Origin of the sequence: Mycobacterium sp. G7A2 (genome assembly GCF_041902445.1) — a bacterium.
GTDB lineage: Bacteria > Actinomycetota > Actinomycetes > Mycobacteriales > Mycobacteriaceae > Mycobacterium.
The window spans coordinates 542,196-562,342 of the sequence record NZ_CP169251.1 but is presented as its reverse complement, the minus strand read 5'-3'; the positions used below and the strand labels follow the sequence as shown (position 1 = coordinate 562,342).

General features: G+C 69.8%; 13 protein-coding genes and 1 tRNA gene. 9 read left to right on the top strand and 5 right to left on the bottom strand.

Going from position 1 to position 20,147, the window contains the following annotated elements:
* The first annotated feature begins 10 nt into the window (after positions 1-10).
* From ACEWX3_RS02725 to alc, 3 genes are all read left to right on the top strand, one after another.
* The gene (locus ACEWX3_RS02725) at positions 11-496 is read left to right on the top strand and encodes an inorganic diphosphatase (RefSeq protein ID WP_152518958.1); all 486 of its coding nucleotides are present in this window, start codon (positions 11-13) and stop codon (positions 494-496) included.
* A 182-nt stretch (positions 497-678) separates the two neighbouring features.
* Complete coding sequence (locus ACEWX3_RS02720; protein ID WP_374158628.1) at positions 679-1,200, top strand: 2-oxo-4-hydroxy-4-carboxy-5-ureidoimidazoline decarboxylase; 522 nt, start codon at positions 679-681, stop codon at positions 1,198-1,200.
* A 75-nt stretch (positions 1,201-1,275) separates the two neighbouring features.
* Positions 1,276-2,316 (top strand): allantoicase, encoded by a 1,041-nt coding sequence (alc, locus tag ACEWX3_RS02715; RefSeq protein WP_207068142.1) that lies wholly within the window; start codon positions 1,276-1,278, stop codon positions 2,314-2,316.
* A 6-nt stretch (positions 2,317-2,322) separates the two neighbouring features.
* Here alc and ACEWX3_RS02710 read toward each other — a convergent pair whose 3' ends face one another.
* Entirely contained in the window at positions 2,323-3,351 is a 1,029-nt protein-coding gene (locus ACEWX3_RS02710) for a TerC family protein (protein ID WP_374158627.1), read from the bottom strand.
* Between the two features lie 217 nt (positions 3,352-3,568).
* Here ACEWX3_RS02710 and ACEWX3_RS02705 point away from each other — a divergent pair, with 217 nt between their 5' ends.
* Genes ACEWX3_RS02705 through ACEWX3_RS02685 form a run of 5 tightly spaced genes read left to right on the top strand, consistent with a single transcriptional unit; the run spans position 3,569 to position 12,863 of the window.
* Positions 3,569-7,489, top strand: coding sequence for a Pls/PosA family non-ribosomal peptide synthetase (locus tag ACEWX3_RS02705; protein WP_374158626.1), 3,921 nt, complete (start codon positions 3,569-3,571; stop codon positions 7,487-7,489).
* Positions 7,486-8,829, top strand: coding sequence for a M1 family metallopeptidase (locus tag ACEWX3_RS02700; protein WP_374158625.1), 1,344 nt, complete (start codon positions 7,486-7,488; stop codon positions 8,827-8,829). Before ACEWX3_RS02705 ends, ACEWX3_RS02700 begins: the two co-directional genes overlap by 4 nt.
* Entirely contained in the window at positions 8,826-10,067 is a 1,242-nt protein-coding gene (locus ACEWX3_RS02695; RefSeq protein WP_374158624.1) for a hypothetical protein, read from the top strand. Before ACEWX3_RS02700 ends, ACEWX3_RS02695 begins: the two co-directional genes overlap by 4 nt.
* A 46-nt stretch (positions 10,068-10,113) precedes the next feature.
* Positions 10,114-11,091 (top strand): UDP-glucose 4-epimerase GalE, encoded by a 978-nt coding sequence (gene galE, locus ACEWX3_RS02690; RefSeq protein WP_207068147.1) that lies wholly within the window; start codon positions 10,114-10,116, stop codon positions 11,089-11,091.
* Positions 11,092-11,096: 5 nt separating this feature from the next.
* Complete coding sequence (locus ACEWX3_RS02685; RefSeq protein WP_374158623.1) at positions 11,097-12,863, top strand: hypothetical protein; 1,767 nt, start codon at positions 11,097-11,099, stop codon at positions 12,861-12,863.
* A 94-nt stretch (positions 12,864-12,957) separates the two neighbouring features.
* Here the strand turns inward: ACEWX3_RS02685 and ACEWX3_RS02680 are convergent, their stop codons facing one another.
* The 3 genes from ACEWX3_RS02680 to ACEWX3_RS02670 all read right to left on the bottom strand — a co-directional run bounded on the left by ACEWX3_RS02680 (position 12,958) and on the right by ACEWX3_RS02670 (position 15,601).
* Complete coding sequence (locus ACEWX3_RS02680) at positions 12,958-14,142, bottom strand: ATP-binding protein (protein ID WP_374158622.1); 1,185 nt, start codon at positions 14,140-14,142, stop codon at positions 12,958-12,960.
* 89 nt (positions 14,143-14,231) lie between these two features.
* Positions 14,232-14,304 (bottom strand) — tRNA-Thr (locus ACEWX3_RS02675).
* A 64-nt stretch (positions 14,305-14,368) separates the two neighbouring features.
* Positions 14,369-15,601: a DNA polymerase III subunit delta' gene (locus ACEWX3_RS02670; protein WP_374158621.1), complete on the bottom strand. Its 1,233-nt coding sequence runs from the start codon at positions 15,599-15,601 to the stop codon at positions 14,369-14,371.
* An 82-nt stretch (positions 15,602-15,683) separates the two neighbouring features.
* Here ACEWX3_RS02670 and ACEWX3_RS02665 point away from each other — a divergent pair, with 82 nt between their 5' ends.
* On the top strand, positions 15,684-17,267 hold the full coding sequence (locus ACEWX3_RS02665; RefSeq protein WP_207068151.1) for an adenylate/guanylate cyclase domain-containing protein: 1,584 nt from the start codon (positions 15,684-15,686) through the stop codon (positions 17,265-17,267).
* On the opposite strand, the gene topA is transcribed toward ACEWX3_RS02665, so the two are convergent.
* Positions 17,264-20,074 (bottom strand): type I DNA topoisomerase, encoded by a 2,811-nt coding sequence (gene topA, locus ACEWX3_RS02660; RefSeq protein WP_374158620.1) that lies wholly within the window; start codon positions 20,072-20,074, stop codon positions 17,264-17,266. The two genes, ACEWX3_RS02665 and topA, sit on opposite strands and share 4 nt — an antisense overlap.
* Positions 20,075-20,147 lie beyond the last annotated feature (73 nt).

Sequence of the window (20,147 nt, the reverse complement as noted above, 5' to 3'; positions counted from 1 at the left end):
AGTCGCGACGGTGCAGTTCGATGTGCTCATCGAGATCCAGAAGGGGTCCCGCAACAAGTACGAAGTGGACCACGACACCGGCAAGGTGAAGCTGGACCGGTATCTGTTCACCGCCATGGGCTACCCCACCGACTACGGCTACATCGAGGACACCCTCGGTGAGGACGGCGACCCGCTGGACGCGCTGGTGCTGCTGCCCGAGCCCGTGTTCCCGGGCTGTGTGGTCGAGGCGCGCCCGGTCGGCATGTTCCGCATGACCGACGAGAAGGGCGGCGACGACAAGGTCTTGTGTGTGCTCGCCGATCCGCGCTGGGACCACATCACCGACATCGGCGACGTGTCGGAGTTCGAGCTGGACGCCATCAAGCACTTCTTCGTGCACTACAAGGACCTCGAGCCGGGCAAGTTCGTCAAGGCCGCCGACTGGGTGGGCCGCGAAGAGGCCGAAGCCGAGGTCAACCGCTCGATCGAACGGTTCAAGACCGAAGGGCACTAGCCGCCCTGCGCCAGAGTGCTGTGAGGGTCGCGCGCACCTCGGGTCCACGACCCTGCTCGCAATGTCGGCGCCAGTGACACAGCAGACACCGGCGGCGTCGGTGAGACCTGGACCGTCGGCGATTTTGCGTGCCTGTAACACGGCGTAACGTCACTGTTCAATCGGCCTCCCATCATGGCGGTGTGTTACTGCATCAAGGGATCGGCCTGGAGGCGTTCAACGCGATGCCGACGCGCCGGGCGGTGCACGCGGTGTTCGAGTGCTGCTACAGCGTGCCGCTGGCCGCCGACCTCGTGCGCGCCCGCCCCTTCGACAGTCATGAACAGCTGTTCCGGTACGCCGACACACAGTTGTTCAGCCTCGGCGAGCAGTCCATCGACTCCATCCTGCAGGCCTATCCCGACGTCGGCCGGCGGCCGGGCAGCGAGAAGTCCCACGCCGAGCAGTGCGCGATCATCGACGAGCGGCCCGAGATCATGGCCGAGTTGTCCGCCGCGTCGAAGTCCTACCTGGAGCACTTCGGTTTCGGGTTCGTCATGTACATCAACGGCTACGGCGCCGACGATGTGCTCGCCGCGCTGCACGACCGCCTGCACAACGACTACGAGACCGAACGCAAAGTGGTGCGCAACGAGTTGGCCCGGATCAACCGGACCCGGCTGGAACGCATGCTCGGCCCCGAGGGGGGCTACGACAACTGGTGAGGGGACAACTGGTGAGGGCACGACCGGTGACGCCTCACCGCCCCGGTTCGCGCCCGCTCACCTAGGCTCGTCCCGGTGAGCACACCGCCGAGACCCACAGGTCACCCCCACTTTCTGTCGCTGCCCGACCTTGCCGCCAGAACCGCCGGCGGGGCTGTGGTGTGGGCCAACGACGACGTGTTCGCCGAGAAAGAGAACCTGATCAAACCGGCGCCCGCCGAACACCGGCCCGCCACCTTCGGCCACAAGGGACAGGTCTACGACGGCTGGGAGACCCGCCGGCGCCGCGGGGTCACCGCAGAGTCCCACGATTCGGCCGTCATCAGGCTCGGCGTGCCGGCCGTCGTCCGCGGCGTCGTCGTCGACACCGCGTGGTTCACCGGGAACTATCCGCCCGAGATCTCCGTCGAGGCCGCCTTCGTCGAGGGCTACCCCTCGGTGCAGGAGCTCATCGAGGATCCCGGCAAGACGGAGTGGACCACCATCGTGGAACGCTCCACTGTCAACGGCGACACCCGCAACCCGTTCCCCACCTCCTCGTCGCGGCGCTGGACACATCTGCGGCTGTCCATCTATCCGGACGGCGGCGTGGCGCGGTTCCGGGTGCACGGCGAGGGTCTGATCAACCCCGACTTCGCCGAGAACATGACGCTGGACCTTGCCGCGCTCGAGAACGGGGGCCGAATCACGGCCTGTTCCAACATGTTCTACAGCTCACCGAACAATCTGTTGCTGCCCGGGGTGGCCCGCACCATGGGTGAGGGGTGGGAGACCTCTCGGCGCCGCGACGCCGGCAACGACTGGGTGGAGATGAAGCTGGCCGGCCAGGGCGTGCTCGACGCGATCGAGCTGGACACCTCCTACTTCGTCGGCAATGCCCCGGGTGCGGCCCGCCTGTCGGGCCGCGACGGTGACGGTGAGTGGTTCGACATCCTGCCGCGGACCGAGCTGCAGCCCGACACCCGGCACCGGTTCCGCATCCACGAGCGGCGCCCCGTCACCGCAGCGCGTTTGGACGTCTACCCCGACGGCGGTATGGCCCGGGTGCGGCTGTTCGGCTCACTGACCGCCGACGGCCTGCGCGAGGTGTGCGACCGCTGGACGGCCAGCGCCTGACGCGGCTCAGGGACGCGGGCCGGCCTGCGGATCGGCCTGCCCGGCGATGTCCTCGGCTTCGGAGGCCAGCCGCCGGGCATCCTTGCGGGTCTTGTACAGGCTGGCCACGGTGGTGATCAGCAGTGTCACGACGATCACGCCCAGCGACCACAGGGTGGGGATCTCGGGCACCGGCACGTGCTCGCCACCGTTGATGAACGCCAGCTCGTTCTCGTGCAGCGCGTGCAGCAGCAGCTTGACCCCGATGAAGAACAGGATGAACGCCAGCCCCTGCGACAGGTACACCAGCCGCTTGAGCAGGTCGCCGAGCAGGAAGTACAGCTGGCGCAACCCCATCAGCGCGAACACGTTCGCGGTGAACACCAGGTAGGGCTCCTGGGTCAGTCCGTAGATCGCCGGGATGGAGTCCAGCGCGAAGATCAGGTCGGTGGTGCCCAGCGCGACGATCACCAGGAACATCGGCGTCATCAACCGCTTGCCGTTCTCCTTCACCCACAACCGCAGACCGTCCCACTGGTCGGTGAACGACAGGTGCCGCTGGGCGAAGCGGACCACCACGTTGTCGGCGTCGTCGTCGTGGTCGGTGTCGCGCACCAGCTGGATGGCCGTGTACAGCAGGAACGCACCGAAGATGTAGAAGACCCAGGAGAACCGGGCGATCGCGACCGCGCCGAGGGCGATGAAGATGCCCCGGAACACCAGCGCCAGGATGATGCCCACCAGCAGCGCCTGCTGCTGGTAGATCCGCGGCACCTTGAAGCTGGCCATGATGATCAAGAAGATGAACAGGTTGTCCACCGACAGGCTGTACTCGGTGAGCCAGCCCGCGAAGAACTCCAGCCCGTACTGGCTGCCGTGGAAGAACCAGGTCCACAGGCCGAACAGGATCGCCAACCCCACGTAGAAGCTCAGCGCGGTGGCCGTCTCACGCCGTGACGGCTCATGCGGGCGACGCCCGATCACGATCACATCGAAGAGCAGGATCGCGATGGTCACACTGAGCGTGATCGCCCACTCGAGTCCGCTGACGTTCATCAAACCTCCGGTCGTCGTTTCAACGCCGGAGGTCTCTTCCACCGCCGAGTGCGGCCCACAACACCGGTCGATCAGAGATGGACGACGTGGTGACGACGCTGTGGCGAAGGAATACTCCCCTCCAGGGCGGTGATTCTGCCAGCCGGTCGCCCGACACGCGAAATCACCCACCACCCGACGCCACCGGGGGCCGCCCGGCGCTTAGTAGTTTGTACCCGTGACAGCAGCGGATCCAACCCCCGAGATCCCCGCCCAGTTCGTGCTGTCGGCGTTCGCCCCCGAGCCGCGCACGCTGATCGACATCCTCTACGACACCGCGCGCCGCTACCCCGACGCGCCCGCCCTCGACGACGGCACCGTGCAGCTCACCTACGCCGAGCTGATCTCCGACATCGAGGACAGCGTGGCGTGGCTGGCCGCCCGCGGGATCGGCCGCGGCGACCGCATCGGCATCCGGATGCCCTCGGGCAGCTACGCGCTCTACGTCGCGATCCTGGCCACGCTCGCCACCGGCGCCGCCTACGTTCCGGTCGACGCCGACGACCCCGTCGAGCGCGCCGAGCTGGTGTTCACCGAGGCCGGCGTCGTCGCCGTCATCACCGAGCAGGGACTCGTCCGCGGCCCCGGGTCCTCCCGTGGCTGGCGCGCCGCAGCACCGCTGAGCCGCGACGACGCGTGGATCATCTTCACCTCCGGCTCCACCGGCACCCCCAAGGGTGTCGCGGTCAGCCATCGCAGCGCCGCCGCCTTCGTCGACGCCGAGGCGCGGATGTTCCTGCAGGACAACCCGCTGGGCCCCGGAGACCGGGTGCTGGCCGGACTGTCGGTGGCCTTCGACGCCTCCTGCGAGGAGATGTGGCTGGCGTGGCGGCACGGTGCCTGTCTGGTGCCCGCCCCGCGCTCGCTGGTGCGCAGCGGGATGGACCTGGGCCCCTGGTTGGTGTCGCGCGACATCACGGTGGTCTCGACCGTGCCGACGCTGGCGGCGCTGTGGCCGGCGGAGGCCCTGGAGGCCGTGCGGCTGCTGATCTTCGGCGGCGAGGCCTGCCCGCCCGAGCTCGCCGAGCGGCTCGCGGTGGAGGGCCGCGAAGTGTGGAACACCTACGGCCCGACCGAAGCGACCGTGGTGGCCTGCGCCGCGCGGCTGTTCGGGCGGGGACCGGTCAGCATCGGCCTGCCCCTGCCCGGGTGGGATCTGGCGGTCGTCGGCGCCGACGGCCGGCCGGTGAACCTCGGTGAGGTCGGTGAGCTCGTCATCGGCGGGGTGGGGCTGGCGCGCTACCTCGATCCCGACAAGGACGCCGAGAAGTACGCCGCGATGCCCACGCTCGCCTGGAGCCGCGCCTACCGCAGCGGCGACCTGGTCCGGCTGGAGGCCGACGGGTTGTACTTCGTCGGCCGCGCCGACGACCAGGTCAAGGTCGGCGGCCGCCGCATCGAGCTCGGTGAGGTGGACAGCGCGCTGGTGCATCTGCCAGGGGTCAGCGGCGGCGCGGCGGCGGTGCGGCGCACGGCCAGCGGAACTCCCCTGCTGGTCGGCTATGTCGCCAGCGCCGATCCGAACTTCGACCTGGCCGCCGCCCGGACCGCGCTGGCGCAGTCCCTGCCCGCCGCTCTGGTGCCCCGTCTGGTCCTCGTCGACGAGCTGCCCACCCGCACGTCGGGAAAGGTGGACCGCGACGCGCTGCCGTGGCCGGTCGACGGAGCCGGTGACGGTGCGGACGCACCGGACCTTCTCGGCACGACGGGCTGGCTGGCCGGGCTGTGGCGCGACGTGCTGGCCGCACAGGTCGACGGGCCGGAGGCCGACTTCTTCGCCATGGGCGGCGGATCGCTGGCGGCCGCCCAGCTGATCGCCGCGCTGCGGCAGCGCTATCCGCAGGTGACCGTCGCCGACCTCTACGACCATCCGCGGCTGGGGTCGCTGGCCGGATACCTCGACGAACTGGAACCACCCCCGGCCGTCGAGCCGCGGACCGTCGAGCCGGTGTCGCGACGGACGCAGGCCGTGCAGATCGCGCTGACCGTTCCGCTGGCGGCGCTGACCGGGATGCAGTGGGTCGTGTGGCTGGCCGTCGCCAACAATGTCGCCGCCGGGCTGGACCTGGTGCCGTGGGCCGCGCCGATCAGCTGGTGGTGGGTCCTGGCCGGATTCCTGCTGTTCGTCACCCCGCCGGGCCGGATGGGCATCGCCGTCTTGGGTGCGCGGACGCTGCTGGGCAACCTGCAGGCCGGAACCTACCGACGCGGCGGCGCGGTGCACCTGCGGGTGTGGCTGGCCGAGCGTCTCGCCGAGGCGAGCGGGGCGCAGAACATGGCGGGCGCTCCCTGGCTGGTCTACTACGCCCGCGCGCTGGGCAACAACGTCGGGCAGGGCGTCGACCTGCATTCGGCTCCCCCGGTGACGGGCATGCTCACGCTCGGGCACCGCTGCTCCATCGAGCCCGAGGTCGACCTCAGCGGGTACTGGATCGACGGGGACGCCTTCCACGTCGGCCCCGTCACCGTCGGCAACGACGCCACGGTCGGGGCGCGCACGACCCTGCTACCCGGCGCGGTGGTGGGCAAGAACGCCGACGTCGCTCCCGGCTCCGGGGTGGTGGGCAAGGTCAAGAACGGGCAGTACTGGAAGGGTTCACCGGCGGTCAAGTCCGGGAAGGCCAAGCATCCGTGGCCCGATCACCGGCCGCCGCGTGCCCTGCACTGGGTGGCCGTGTACGGCCTGACGTCGATGCTGCTGGCAGCGCTGCCGCTGGCCGCACTGGCGGTGGGGCTGGCCGTCATCGGATGGGCGGTGCGGGACACCGCCGGCGTCGCCGACGCCGTGCCGGCGGCGATGCTGTGGGCCGCCCCGGCCACCCTGGCCGCAGTGCTGAGCTATGCGGCGCTGACGGTGCTGGGCGTGCGACTGCTGTCCGTGGGGCTGCAGGAGGGCTACCACCCGGTGCGCAGCCGCTCCGGCTGGCAGCTGTGGGCCACCGAGCGGCTGATGGACGCCGCCCGCAACTACCTGTTCCCGATCTACGCCGGCCTGCTCACCCCGTGGTGGCTGCGTCTGCTCGGCGCCGAGGTGGGCCGCGGTACCGAGATCTCCACAGCTCTGCTGGTGCCGAAGTTCACCGTGGTCGAGGACGGCGCGTTCCTCGCCGACGACACGATGGTGGGCTCCTACGAACTGGGCGGCGGGTGGATCCACGTCGCCCGCGCCACGGTCGGGAAGCGGGCTTTCCTGGGCAATTCCGGGATCACCCAGCCCGGCCGGCGGGTGCCCGACGACGGGTTGGTGGCCGTGCTCTCGGCGACCCCGCACAAGGCCAAGGCCGGTTCGTCGTGGCTGGGTAGTCCCCCGGTACGGCTGCGCCGCCGCCCGACGGCTGCCGACGCGCTGCGCACCTTCCACCCGTCGGCGAAGCTCAAGGTCCTGCGTGCCACCGTGGAGACGTTCCGCATCGTGCCGGTCGTGATCACCTTCGCCATCGGAGTCGGTGTGCTCGCCGCGATCCAGGCGCTGGCCACTGCGGCGGGCTGGCTGTGGGCCGCGCTCGCAGCCGGGCCGGTCGTGCTCGCCGCCGGAGCGGTGGCCGGCGGTGTGGCGGTGCTGGCGAAGTGGCTGCTGGTGGGCCGCATCGGCGCGATCGAACACCCGCTGTGGTCGTCGTTCGTGTGGCGCAACGAGGTGTCGGACACATTCGTCGAGACCGTGGCGGCGCCGTGGTTCGCCCGCGCGGCCGCGGGTACTCCGGTCATGAATCTGTGGCTGCGGGCGCTGGGCGCCGGCATCGGACGTGGAGTGTGGTGTGAGACGTACTGGCTGCCCGAGGCCGACCTGGTGACACTCGGCGACGGCGCGACCGTCAACCGCGGGTGTGTGGTGCAGACCCATCTGTTCCACGACCGGATCATGCGCATGGACACCGTGGTGCTGGAACCCGGAGCCACGCTGGGTCCGCACTGTGTGGCGCTGCCCGCCGCCCGCATCGGCGCCGGAGCCACCGTCGGCCCCGCCTCCCTGGTGATGCGCGGTGACGAGGTGCCACCATCGACTCGGTGGCAGGGCAATCCGATCGCGCCGTGGAATCCGGCGGGCAAGAAGCAGGGGCAGTCGGGCGCCAAGCCCAAGAAACCGGCTGCCGCGTGACGGGTCGACGAGGAGCAGGCAAGAAGAGCTCCGCCCCGGTCATCGACCCGTATCTGCCGACAGCAGGCAATTTCGGTTACCGGGTGTCGCGGTACGAGTTGGAGCTGGAGTACAAGGTCGCGATCAACCGGCTCGCCGGGACGGCCACCGTCACCGCCGTCACGCTGGCCGAGCTCCAGACGTTCAGCCTGGACCTGTCCAGCGCGCTGTCGGTGGCCAAGGTGACCGTGAACGGCAAGCGGCCGAAGCACTTTCGCACCGATCGGGACAAGCTGCACATCACGCTGGCCGATCGGCTGCCCGCCGGTGCCGCGATGACGGTGGCGGTGCGCTACAGCGGGACACCCCGGCCGAAACGGACCCCGTGGGGTGAGGTCGGGTTCGAGGAACTCACCGAGGGCGCGCTGGTGGCCGGCCAGCCCAACGGGGCGTCGTCGTGGTTCCCGTGTGACGATCATCCCAGCGCCAAGGCGAGCTTTCGGATCCAGATCGCCACGGAGAGCCCCTATCTCACGATTGCCAACGGAAAGTTGTTGTCCCGCAAAGCCCGAGCCGGCATGACCACCTGGACCTACGAGCAGAGCGAACCGACCTCGACGTATCTGATCACGCTGCAGGTCGGTCCCTACACCAGGCGGCGGATGGCCAAGAACGGCGTGGAGATCTTCTCGGTGCTGCCCGACCGGCTGCGCCGCGAGTTCGACCACGACTTCGGGCGCCAACCGCAGATGATGAAGCTCTTCGTCAAGCTGTTCGGTCCGTACCCGCTGGCCGACGGTTACACCGTCGTCGTCACCGACGACGAACTGGAGATCCCGCTCGAGGCGCAGGGCATCTCGATCTTCGGGGCCAACCACTGCGACGGCCGGCGCGGCTCCGAGCGGCTGGTCGCCCACGAACTGGCCCATCAGTGGTTCGGCAACTCCGTGACCGCCCAACGCTGGCGCCACATCTGGCTGCACGAGGGCTTCGCGTGCTACGCCGAGTGGTTGTGGTCCGATCACTGCGGCGAGCGCAGCGCCGACGACTGGGCCCGCCACTACCACCAGCGGCTGGTCGACTCACCGCAGGATCTGGTCCTCGCCGACCCCGGGCCGCGGGACATGTTCGACGACCGGGTGTACAAGCGCGGTGCGCTGGCCCTGCACACGCTGCGCCGGCGGATCGGCGACGACTCGTTCTTCGCGCTGCTCAGGGAGTGGACATCGCGGTACCGGCACGCCAGCGTCGTCACCGACGACTTCATCGCGCTGGCCGCGCATTTCACCGAGGACTCGCTGCGCCCGCTGTGGGCGGCGTGGCTGTACTCCGCGGAGGTCCCCCCGCTGGACCTGCCGTGACGGACGCGGCCGCCGGCCCGTCCGGGGCCGTCACCCGCAGCAGCGTGGTGCGTGTCGGAGCGGCGACCGCGGTATCGGCGCTGTGCGGGTACGCGGTGCTGTATCTGGCCGCCCGGGATCTCGAGCCGGCCGGCTTCTCGGTGTTCAGCGTGTTCTGGGGCGCATTCGGGTTGGCCAGCGGCGCCGCGTTCGGCCTGCTGCAGGAGAGCACCCGTGAGGTCCGCTCGGCACGGGGCGAGCCGGGCCGCAGCCGTCCGATGCGCATCGGTGCGGGTGTCGGAGTGGGGGCGGCCGCGCTGATCGCGCTGAGCTCCCCGCTGTGGGCGGCCCACGTGTTCGTCGAGGACCGCACGCTGAGCATCGCGCTGCTGAGCCTGGGGCTGGCCGGATTCTGTGTGCACACCACGCTGCTCGGCATGCTCGCCGGGCGCAACCAGTGGTCCGGGTACGGCGCTCTGATGGTGACCGACGCGCTGCTGCGGGTCACGGTCGCCGCGGCGACCTTTGCGATCGGCTGGGGGCTGGGCGGGTACCTGTGGGCCACGGTCGCCGGCGCGGTCAGCTGGGTGCTGATGCTGGCGCTGTCCCCCGCGGCCCGGGCGGCGGCGCGCGTGCACACCCCCGCCGACACGGTGACCTTTCTGCGCGGCGTCGGGCATTCGACCACCGCCGCGGGGGCCAGCGCGGTCCTCGTCATGGGCTTTCCGGTGTTGCTGCAGGCCACCTCCGGTGACCTCGGCGCCACCGGCGGGGTGGTGATCCTGGCGGTCACCCTCACCCGGGCGCCGCTGCTGGTGCCGCTGACCGCGATGCAGGGAAACCTGATCGCCTACTTCGTCGATCACCGTGCTCATCGGGTGCGCGCACTGGCCGTACCGGCCGCGCTGGTCGCCGGACTGGGCGCACTCGGGGTGCTCGTCGCCGGCCTCGCCGGTCCGTGGTTCCTGCGCACCGCGTTCGGCCCGCAGTACCAGGCCGACGGTGCCCTGCTGGCCTGGCTGACCGCCGCCGCGGTGGCCATCGCGCTGCTGACGCTGACGGGCGCCGCGACCGTGGCCGCCGCGTTGCACCGCGCCTACGCCGCGGGTTGGCTGTCGGCGACACTGGCCTCGGCCCTGCTGTTGCTGATGCCGCTGACGCTGGAGGTGCGCACGGTGGTGGCACTGATGTGCGGGCCGCTGCTCGGCATCGCGGCGCACCTGGTGGCCCTGGCCGGGGACCGGCCTGCCGGACGCTGACCGCTGCCCGGCGAATACGCTGCGGGCGACGACGAAGGAGACGCTGATGAGCTGGCTGGTGACCGGGGGTGCCGGATACATCGGCTCGCACGTGACGCACGCCATGTGTGACGCCGGGATACCCGTGGTGGTCATCGACGACCTGTCGACGGGGTTCGCCGAGTTCGTCGCCCCCGCGGCGACGTTCGTCGAGGGATCGCTGCTCGACGGTGCGCTGGTGGAAGACACGCTGCGGCGCAACGGGGTGCGCGGGGTCATCCATGTCGCCGGGTACAAGTACGCCGGCGAGTCCGTCAACCGGCCGTTGCACACCTACGAGCAGAACGTCACGGCGACCCTCACGCTGCTGTCGGCGATGCAGCGCGCCGGGGTCGAGGCGATCGTGTTCTCCTCCAGCGCGGCCACCTACGGCACACCCGACGTCGAGGTGGTCGACGAGTCCACCGCGACCACACCCGAGTCGCCCTACGGGGAGACCAAACTCATCGGCGAATGGTTGCTGCGCGACGTCGGACGGTCCGCGGGCATCCGGCACACCAGCCTGCGCTATTTCAACGTGGTCGGGTCGGGGTCGCCGCGGCTGTTCGATGCCAGCCCGCACAACCTGTTCCCGAAGGTCTTCGACATGCTGTACCGCGGGGAGACCCCGCGGGTGAACGGCGACGACTATCCCACGCCCGACGGCACCTGCGTGCGGGACTACATCCACGTCGCCGATCTGGCGCTGGCCCATGTCGCGGCCGCGCGCCGGCTGGACGACGGGCTGCCGGTGGAGCGGGTGTACAACCTCGGCAGCGGGGCCGGTACGTCGGTGGCACAGATCATGACCGCGATCCGCACCGTCACCGGCATCGACTTCGAACCGACGATCATGCCACGCCGCCCCGGCGACCCGGCCCGCATCGTGGCCACCGGCGATCTCGCCGCCCGCGACCTGGACTGGACGATGCGGCACTCGTTGGAGGAGATGGTGTCCTCGGCGTGGGAGGCGCGCCGCCAGGCCGGGGACACCTACCCCCGATAGTGCTCGTGCATTCCCGTACCGCCCGCATCGCGCTGTTGCTCATCGCGGTGCATCTGGTCGTGCGGGCGGTGCTGGCGTTCGGTGGCTACTTCTATTGGGACGACCTGATTCTGGTCGGCAGGGCAGGCACGCAACCCCTGTTGTCGCCGGCCTACCTGTTCGACGACCACGACGGCCACGTGATGCCCGCGGCGTTCCTGCTGGCGGGCACGATCACCCGGCTGGCCCCGCTGAACTGGGTGGGCCCGGCGCTGAGCCTGGTGGTGCTGGCCGCGCTGGCGGCGCTGGCCCTGCTGCGGGCCCTGCACGTGATCCTGGGTTGGCGGCCAGTCCTGTTGGTACCGTTGACGTTCGCGCTGTTCACGCCACTGGCGATACCGAGCTATGCGTGGTGGGCGGCCGGGCTGAACTCGCTGCCGATGGTGGCCGCGATGGCGTGGGTGTGCGCTGATGCGATCCTGTTGATCCGCACGGGCCGGCGGCGCTACGCCGTGAGCGCGGTCCTCGTGTACGCCGGTGGGCTGTTGTTCTTCGAGAAGTCGGCGATCATCCCGTTCGTCGCGTTCGCCGTCGTCGCGCTGTACGGCCATGTGACAGCGACGGTTTCGGTGCGCGACGTGTGGCGCCGGGGAGCGCGGGTGTGGCTGGCGTGCCTGGCGGTGACGGTGGCGTGGGTGGGCGTCTACCTGTTGGTGGTCGACCAGAGGCGGTGGAGCTTCGATCTGGCGATGACGTGGGATCTGCTCGCGCGCTCGGTGACCCACGGCGTGGTGCCGGGTCTGGTCGGGGGGCCTTGGCAGTGGCAGCGGTGGGCACCGGCCTCTCCGTGGGCGGTACCGGGGCCCGTCGTGATGGCGCTGGGCTGGGTGGCATTGGCGGCCGTGGTCGCGGTGACGCTGTACCGCAAGCAGCGGCTGGGTCCGGTGTGGCTGACCGCGCTCGGCTATGTCGCGGCGTGCCAGGTGCCGATCTATCTGATGCGCTCGTCGCGGTTCACCGCGCTGGAGCTCGCCCAGTCGCTGCGTTACCTTCCGGATCTGGTTCTGGTGCTGACGCTGCTGGCCGCGGTCGGACTGTGCGCGCCGAATCGGCCCGGATCTTTCCGCCTCGATGCGTCCCGAGTGCGGTCGGTGGCGATCGTCGGTCTGACATCGGTGTTCGTCGCCAGCAGCCTGTATTCCACCGCGACGTTCCTGAGGAGCTGGCAGGACAACCCCACCGAGTCCTACCTGCGCACCGCGCAGGCCGGGTTGGCCGCCGCCCACGCCGAGTCGGCGGCGCCGCTGCTCGATCAGGAGGTCGACCCGCTGGTGCTGCAACGGGTGGCGTGGCCGGAGAACCTCGCCTCACACATGTTCGCCCTGCTCGAGGATCGACCTGAATTCGCGCGCTCGACAACGCAATTGCGGATGCTCGACAGCAGGGGGCACATCGTCGACGCTGTGGTGACCTGGGTGCGCAGCATCGCCCCCGGGCCCCTTCCGCAGTGCGGCTACCTGGTGCAGCCGGACTTCCCCGCCGTGCTGCCGCTCGACGGGCCACTGCTTCCCGCCGACTGGACCGCCGAGCTCAACTATCTGGCCAACAGCGACGGTTCGATCGTGGTGGCACTGTCCGAGGGCGAGGAGGTCCGGGTCCCGGTGCGTCCGGGCCTGAACCGGGTGTTCGTCCGGTTGAGCGGAGCCGGGGACGCCATCACCGTGCGCGCCGACACCGCAGCGCTGTCGGTGTGCCTGGCCTCCGGACCGGTCGGCTTCGTCGCACCTCGCTGACCCGTGACAGGCTGCTCGGCATCAACGACATGCGCGCACGAGGTTTCCCGGTCTACCGCGAGCTACTGAACGGGGAACGGGCCTGCCCCGACCGCTACTCGTCCGCGTCGACGTCGGCGTAGTCGCGGATGTACTGGGCGAAGCCCGGGGCGGTGAAGCGCATGCTGCCGCGGGAGGACTGCTCGATCAGTCCTTTGTCCATCAGCGACTGCCTGGCCATGCTGATCGCTGTCGAGGTGGTCCCCAGCGCTGCGGCGACGTCCCGGCGTTTCACGTCGCCGTCGCCGAGCGAGGCCATCGCGGTGATGAACTTGGCCTCCGCGGGAGAGGCCTGCTTCCACCGCGATCGGAACAGCATGTTCCGCGCGACGAGGAACTGCTCGCGCGCCGCGGGAAAGTGCTGGGCCGTCAACGCCCCACCAGGCCCGGGGTAGCCGGCCGCCTCCCACATCTTGTCGCCGAATTCCTGCAGGAAGTACGGATAGCCCTGCGTCTCCTGCAGCACTGCGTCGAGCGCACCCTGTTCCCACCCCACACCTACCCCGAGGGCGGGGGCGGTCAGCGCCAGGGTGGCGTCGTCGTGGTTGAGGTTGTTCAGGTGCCGGTACTCGAATCGCTCCCCGAAGCTGACAGCTTTGGCGACGGTGTCCTGGGTGTGGCTCAAACCGGCCGCGAAGACCGCGGCGGGCAGGTCGGGAGCCTCGGCCTGCATGTGCTGCCAGGCATAGGCCAGGGCACGGATGCCGACCGCATCGGCGGCCTGCAGTTCGTCGATGAACACCACCAGCCCCGGGCTACCGGCCTCCATCACCCCACGCGCGGCCGCGGTGATTGCCTCCTGGAGGGCGCGGGCGGCTCCCTGGAACTCGGTGTTGTCGGTGTCGGCCGGCGTGGCGAGTTGCAGGGAGGCCACCCCGAAGTTCAGCCGCACGGTGTTCAGCGTCTTGGCCAGCGCGGCCTTCGCGGTGTCCGTCCATCTCGCGGTGACGAGTTTGTCGAACTCATTCGCGAGGTCGACCGACAGCGACACCGAGTCGCCGCCCGTCGCCCAGACCGTGGTGAACGTGCGCTGCCGCGCGTCGCGCTGGGCGACCCTGAGCAGACTGGTCTTGCCGACCCCGCGCGGGCCCACGAATACGTGGACTCTGCCGTCGAGTTGGCGGTACACGGACAAGTTCGTCAGGTGCACGCTGACCCGAGCCAGGTGCACGTCGCGACCGGGCAGGTGGAGCGCGATGGCGCCCGGTGTGTAGGGACTTCGCTGCTGCGAGGCGGCCACCGAGCTTATACTTCCTTATAAAAATCGCGATTTCGGGCGGTTTTATAAAGAAGTATAAACCGCGGACTTGCCGCTGCTGACACATTCGGAGCCGCCTGGGGGAATCGAACCCCCGACCTATTCATTACGAGTGAATCGCTCTGCCGACTGAGCTAAGGCGGCCTGCCGACGGCGACCAGCACCATCGGCGGCCTGAGTCTACGGCAGGGCCGAGCGACGACCAAAGTCAGCCGCGCAGTGCCTGACCGACGGTGCCGACCATGGCATCGACGGCGAACTTCGGTTTGACGTTGCCGGCCAGCGCCTCCCGGCAGTCGAGCACCGCCTCGATGCATCGCAGCAGCTTGTCGGCGGGTGCGTGCGCGGCCAGCGCCGCCACCTTTTCCCGCATGTCGGGGTGGTTGGGGGCGATGTCACCGGCCCCCGACGCGACGAGCAGCGCGTCACGGAAGTAGGTGGCGAGGTCGATCAGCGCCCGGTCGAGCGCGTCCCGCGAAGCGCGTGTCTGTCGCGACTTCTGCCGCCGTTCCAGGTCCTTGATCGCCCCGGCCGCGCCGCGCATCGTGCCGGCCGTGCCCTTCCCGGTGCCGCCTGCCCCCAGCGCGGTACGCAACTCGTCGGCCTCGACCTCGTTGCGGTCTTCGGTCAGCGCCCGGGCTTCGGCCTCAGCCGTGGCGACGAGCTCCTCCGCGGCGGCGTAGGCCCGCGACGGCGTGGCCGCGTCCCGGGCCAGTCCCAGCGCCCGCTGCCGGCGCTGGCGGGCCTGCTCGTCGGTGGCCAGCCGCCGGGCCCGCCCGACGTGTCCGCCGCTGACCGAGGCGGCCCACGCCGCATCGGACTCGGTGAGCCCGTCGGACTCGACGAGCACCCGCGCGATGGCATCCACCGACGGTGTGACCAGCGCGACGTGCCGGCAGCGGGAGCGCAGCGTGATGGCGATGTCCTCCGGGTCCACCGAGGGCGCGCACAGCAGGAACACCGTCGACGGCGGCGGCTCCTCCACGACCTTGAGCAGGGCGTTCGCCGCCCCTTCGGTGAGCCGGTCGGCGTCCTCGATCACCACGATCTGCCAGCGACCGGTGCCGGGCCGCCGCGACGCGATCTGCACGATGGTGCGCATCGCGTCCACCCCGATCGACAGGCCCTCGGGGATGATGCGACGCACGTCGGCGTGGGTGCCGGCCATCGTGGTCGTGCAGGCGCGGCATTCACCGCACCCCGGGGGGCCGTCGGACGTGCACTGCAGGGCGGCCGCGAAGCACAGTGCCGCCACCGAGCGCCCGGACCCGGGCGGTCCGGTGATCAGCCAGGCGTGGGTCATCGTGCCCGCAGAAGCGCCCGTCCCACCCGCCTGCGCCGCCTCGCTGTGAGCGGAATCACCGCGCGCCGCCCGCGCGGCAGCCATCAGCTCGGCTTCCACGGCGTCCTGGCCCACCAGACGCGAAAAAACACCCGTCATCGCCGATAACAGTAGTGCTGCGAACCGACACGTCCGTCTCAGACGCTCCCGCGCCGTCAGCTGCGCCCGATACGGTTAGCGAATGGCCGGTGAAGCGATCGAGGTGGGGCGAGTCAGTGCATTCGCCCGCTGGGTCGCGCGCACCCCCTGGCCCGTGTTCACGCTGGGCATGCTGCAGGCCGACATCATCGGCGCGCTGCTGGTGCTGGGTTTCCTGCGGTTCGGTCTGCCGCCCGAGGACCGCATCCAGCTGCAGGACCTACCCACCTACAACCTGGCCATCTTCCTCGGATACCTGTTCATCTCGTTCACCGTCGCGTCCTACTTCACGCTGCGCATGCTGATCCCGGTGATGCGCTGGCAGCGCCGCGACATGCTGCTGGGCGACCGCGACCCCGCCGAGACCGAAGTGGCCCGCATGCGGGCGCTGAAGATGCCCTTCTACCGCTCCGTGATCAGCGCCACCAACTGGCTGCTGGGTTCGGTCGTGTTCATCGTGGCCAGCTGGCCGGTGGCCAGCAAGTCGGCCCCGGTGGTGGCGGTGGCCACCGCGCTGGGCGCGACCGCCACCGCGATCATCGGTTACCTGCAGTCCGAGCGGGTGCTGCGACCCGTCGCGGTGGCCGCGCTGCGCGGCGGCGTCCCGGAGACCTTCCGCGCGCCCGGGGTGATCCTGCGCCAGGTGCTGACCTGGGTGCTGTCCACCGGTGTGCCAGTGCTGGCGATCGTCCTGGCGCTGGTCGCCAGCAAGTTCGCGATCCTGACCGCGCCGGCCGACCGGCTGGTGACCACGATCCTGCTGCTGGCCATCGCCGCGCTGGTGATCGGGCTGTCGAGCACCGTGCTGGTCGCGATGTCCATCGCCGACCCGCTGCGCCAGCTGCGCTGGGCGCTCGGGGAGGTGCAGCGCGGTAACTACAACGCGCACATGCAGATCTACGACGCCAGTGAGCTGGGTCTGCTCCAGGCCGGGTTCAACGACATGGTGCGCGACCTGGCCGAACGGCAACGCCTGCGAGATCTGTTCGGCCGCTATGTCGGCGAGGACGTCGCCCGCCGCGCGCTGGAGCGTGGCACCGAGCTCGGCGGGCAGGAACGCGAGGTGGCGGTGCTGTTCGTCGATCTGGTCGGGTCGACGCATCTGGCCGCGACCAAGCCGGCAGCCGAGGTGGTCAACCTGCTCAACGACTTCTTCCGCGTCGTCGTCGACACCGTCAACCGTCACGGCGGGTTCGTCAACAAGTTCCAGGGTGACGCTGCGCTGGCGATCTTCGGCGCCCCGATCGAGCACCCCGATGCGTCCGGCGCGGCGCTGGCCGCGTCGCGGGAGCTGCACGACGAGCTGATCCGGGTGCTCGGCGAAACCGAGTTCGGCATCGGGGTATCGGCCGGGCGCGCGATCGCCGGGCACATCGGCGCCCAGGCCCGCTTCGAGTACACCGTGATCGGCGACCCGGTCAACGAAGCGGCCCGGCTCACCGAGCTGGCCAAGCTCGAGGAGGGCCACGTGCTGGCCTCGGCGGTCGCGGTCAGCGGCGCGCTGGACGCCGAGGCGCTGTGCTGGGACGTCGGGGAGATCGTCGAGCTGCGCGGCCGGACCGCCCCGACCCAGCTGGCCCGCCCGGTGAACCTGGTGCGCGCCGACGAGGTCGACCTGACCCGCTAGCTCTTCTTGGCCGCTTTCTTGGCCGCGGACTTCTTCGCCGGCGCTTTCTTGGTGGCCTTCTTGGTGCGCTTCACCGGGCCGCGGGCCCGGCGGTCGGCGAGCAGTTCGGCGGCACGCTCATCGGTGATCGACGCGACGTCGTCGCCCTTGCGCAGGCTGGCGTTGGTCTCACCGTCGGTGACATACGGACCGAACCGGCCGTCCTTGATCACCATCGGCTTGCCGCTGGCGGGGTCGTTGCCCAGCTCGCGCAGTGGCGGCGCCGCGGCGCGCTGCCCGGCCCGGCGTTTCGGTTCGGCGTAGATCTTGAGGGCCTCGTCGAGGGTGATCTCGAAGATCTGCTCCTCGGTGGCCAGCGAGCGGGAGTCGGTGCCGCGCTTCAGATACGGTCCGTAGCGGCCGTTCTGCGCGGTGATCTCCTCACCGCTCTGCGGATCGACCCCGACCACCCGCGGCAGGGACAGCAGCTTCAGCGCGTCCTCGAGGGTGACCGTTTCGAGGTCCATCGAGCGCAACAGCGAACCGGTGCGCGGCTTGGGGCCGGTCGGCTTCTTGCTCTTCTTGGCGCCCGATCCGGCACTGCCGTCGTCACCGTCGTCCGGTTCGGGTAGGACCTCGGTGACGTACGGACCGTAGCGTCCGTCCTTGGCGACGACTTCGTGACCGGTCTGCGGATCGACCCCCAGCGAACGACCCTCCTGCGGTGTCGCGAACGCCTTCTCGGCCAGTTCCAGCGTCAGTTCGTCGGGGGTCAGCTCGTCTTTGAGGTTGGCGCGCTGCGGCTTGAGCTCACCGGGGTTGTCCGGGTCGGCCACCATGCGCTCCAGATAGGCGCCGTTGCGCCCCACCCGCACGTTGACGGCACGACCCTCGGCGTCGTCGAAGAGCTTGATGGAGTTGACTTCCCGAGCGTCGATCTCTTCGAGATTGCCGCCGACGAGCTGCTTGAGACCGCCCGCCCGCGCGATCGAGCCCTCCACACCGTGCTCACCGCCGAAGTAGAAGTTGGACAACCAGTTCGAGCGGCGCTCCAGCCCCGCGGCGATCTGGTCGAGCTCGTCTTCCATCGCGGCGGTGAAGTCGTAGTCGACCAACCGGGCGAAATGCTGCTCCAGCAGACCGATCACCGCGAACGCCACCCACGACGGGACCAGCGCACTGCCCTTCTTGTGCACGTAGCCGCGGTCCTGGATCGTCTTGATGATCGAGCTGTAGGTCGACGGCCGGCCGATCCCGAGGTCTTCGAGCGCCTTGATCAGCGACGCCTCGGTGTAGCGGGCCGGCGGCGACGTGGCGTGCCCGGCCGCGGTCAGATCCTTGGCGTCGACCCGCTGGCCCTGGGTCAGGTTCGGCAGCCGGCTCTCGGCGTCGTCGGCCTCGCCGCCGGCGAGATCGTCGATGCTCTCGACGTAGGCCTTCAGGAAGCCGGGGAACGTGATGGTGCGGCCACTGGCGTTGAACACCACCTGCTCACCGGTCTGAGCCTGACCTGCGATACGCAGGCTCAGCGTGGTGCCGCGCGCATCGGCCATCTGCGAGGCCACGGTGCGCTGCCAGATCAGTTCGTAGAGCCGGAACTCGTCGGTGTCGAGCGCCGAGTGCAGCTGGCCGGGAGTCTGGAAGACGTCACCGGCGGGACGGATGGCCTCGTGGGCCTCCTGGGCGTTCTTGACCTTGCGGGTGTACTGCCGCGCGGTGGGATGCAGGTATTCCTCGCCGTAGAGCTGACGAGCCTGGTTGCGGGCGGCGTCAATGGCCGACTGCGACAGCGTGGTCGAGTCGGTACGCATGTAGGTGATGTAGCCGTTCTCGTAGAGCCGCTGCGCGATGCTCATCGTGCGTTCGGAGGAGAACCGCAGCTTGCGGCCCGCCTCCTGCTGCAGCGTCGAGGTCATGAACGGCGCGTAGGGGCGGCGGGTGTAAGGCTTCTGCTCCACCGACGCCACCGACAGCTGCGCGCCGCGCAGACCGGCGGCCAACCCCTCGGCGCCGGCCTCGTCGAGCACGAGCACCTCGTCGGGCTTGCGGACCGCGCCCAGCGAGTCGAAGTCGCGGCCGGTGGCCACCCGGCGTCCGTCGACGGTGTTGAGTTTCGCGGTGAACGTCGGCGGCTGGGCCTGCGCATCGGAGACGCTGGCGTCCAGCTCGGCGCTGACGTCCCAGTATCCGGCGCTACGGAACGCCATGCGCTCCCGCTCGCGCTGGACGATGATGCGGGTCGCCACCGACTGCACCCGGCCGGCCGACAGCTTCGGGGCCACCTTCTTCCACAGCACCGGGCTGACCTCGTAGCCGTAGAGCCGGTCCAGGATGCGGCGGGTCTCCTGCGCGTCGACCAGATCGTTGTCCAGGTCGCGCGGGTCCTCGGCGGCCGCCCGGATGGCCGGCTCGGTGATCTCGTGGAACACCATCCGCTTGACCGGGATGCGCGGTTTGAGGGTCTCCAGCAGATGCCAGGCGATGGCCTCGCCCTCGCGGTCGCCGTCCGTGGCCAGATAGAGCTCGTCGACGTTCTTGAGCTTGTCCTTGAGGTCGGCGACGGTGCTCTTCTTGTCCGGGCTCACGATGTAGAGCGGTTCGAAGTCGTCGTCGACGTTCACACCCAGCCGGGCCCACGGCTCGGACTTGTACTTGGCCGGCACGTCGGCGGCCGCTCTGGGCAGGTCACGGATGTGTCCACGCGACGATTCGACGATGTAGTTGGACCCGAGATAACCGGCGATCTTGCGCGCCTTGGTCGGCGACTCGACGATGACGAGTCGCCGGACACCTCGGTTTCCCCCGCTGCCGCGGTCCCCGTCAGCCAACTTTGTCTAGCTCCACTTCTTCTGCTGCCCGCGTAGTGCATGTACCCATGCCACCCGCTTCGGCAACTGACAA

Coding starts and splice junctions, on each gene's coding strand:
- ACEWX3_RS02710 (WP_374158627.1), bottom strand. CDS start 3,351: ATGAACGTCAGCGGACTCGAGTGGGCGATCACGCTCAGTGTGACCATC.
- galE (WP_207068147.1), top strand. CDS start 10,114: ATGAGCTGGCTGGTGACCGGGGGTGCCGGATACATCGGCTCGCACGTG.
- ACEWX3_RS02670 (WP_374158621.1), bottom strand. CDS start 15,601: ATGACGGGTGTTTTTTCGCGTCTGGTGGGCCAGGACGCCGTGGAAGCC.
- ACEWX3_RS02665 (WP_207068151.1), top strand. CDS start 15,684: ATGGCCGGTGAAGCGATCGAGGTGGGGCGAGTCAGTGCATTCGCCCGC.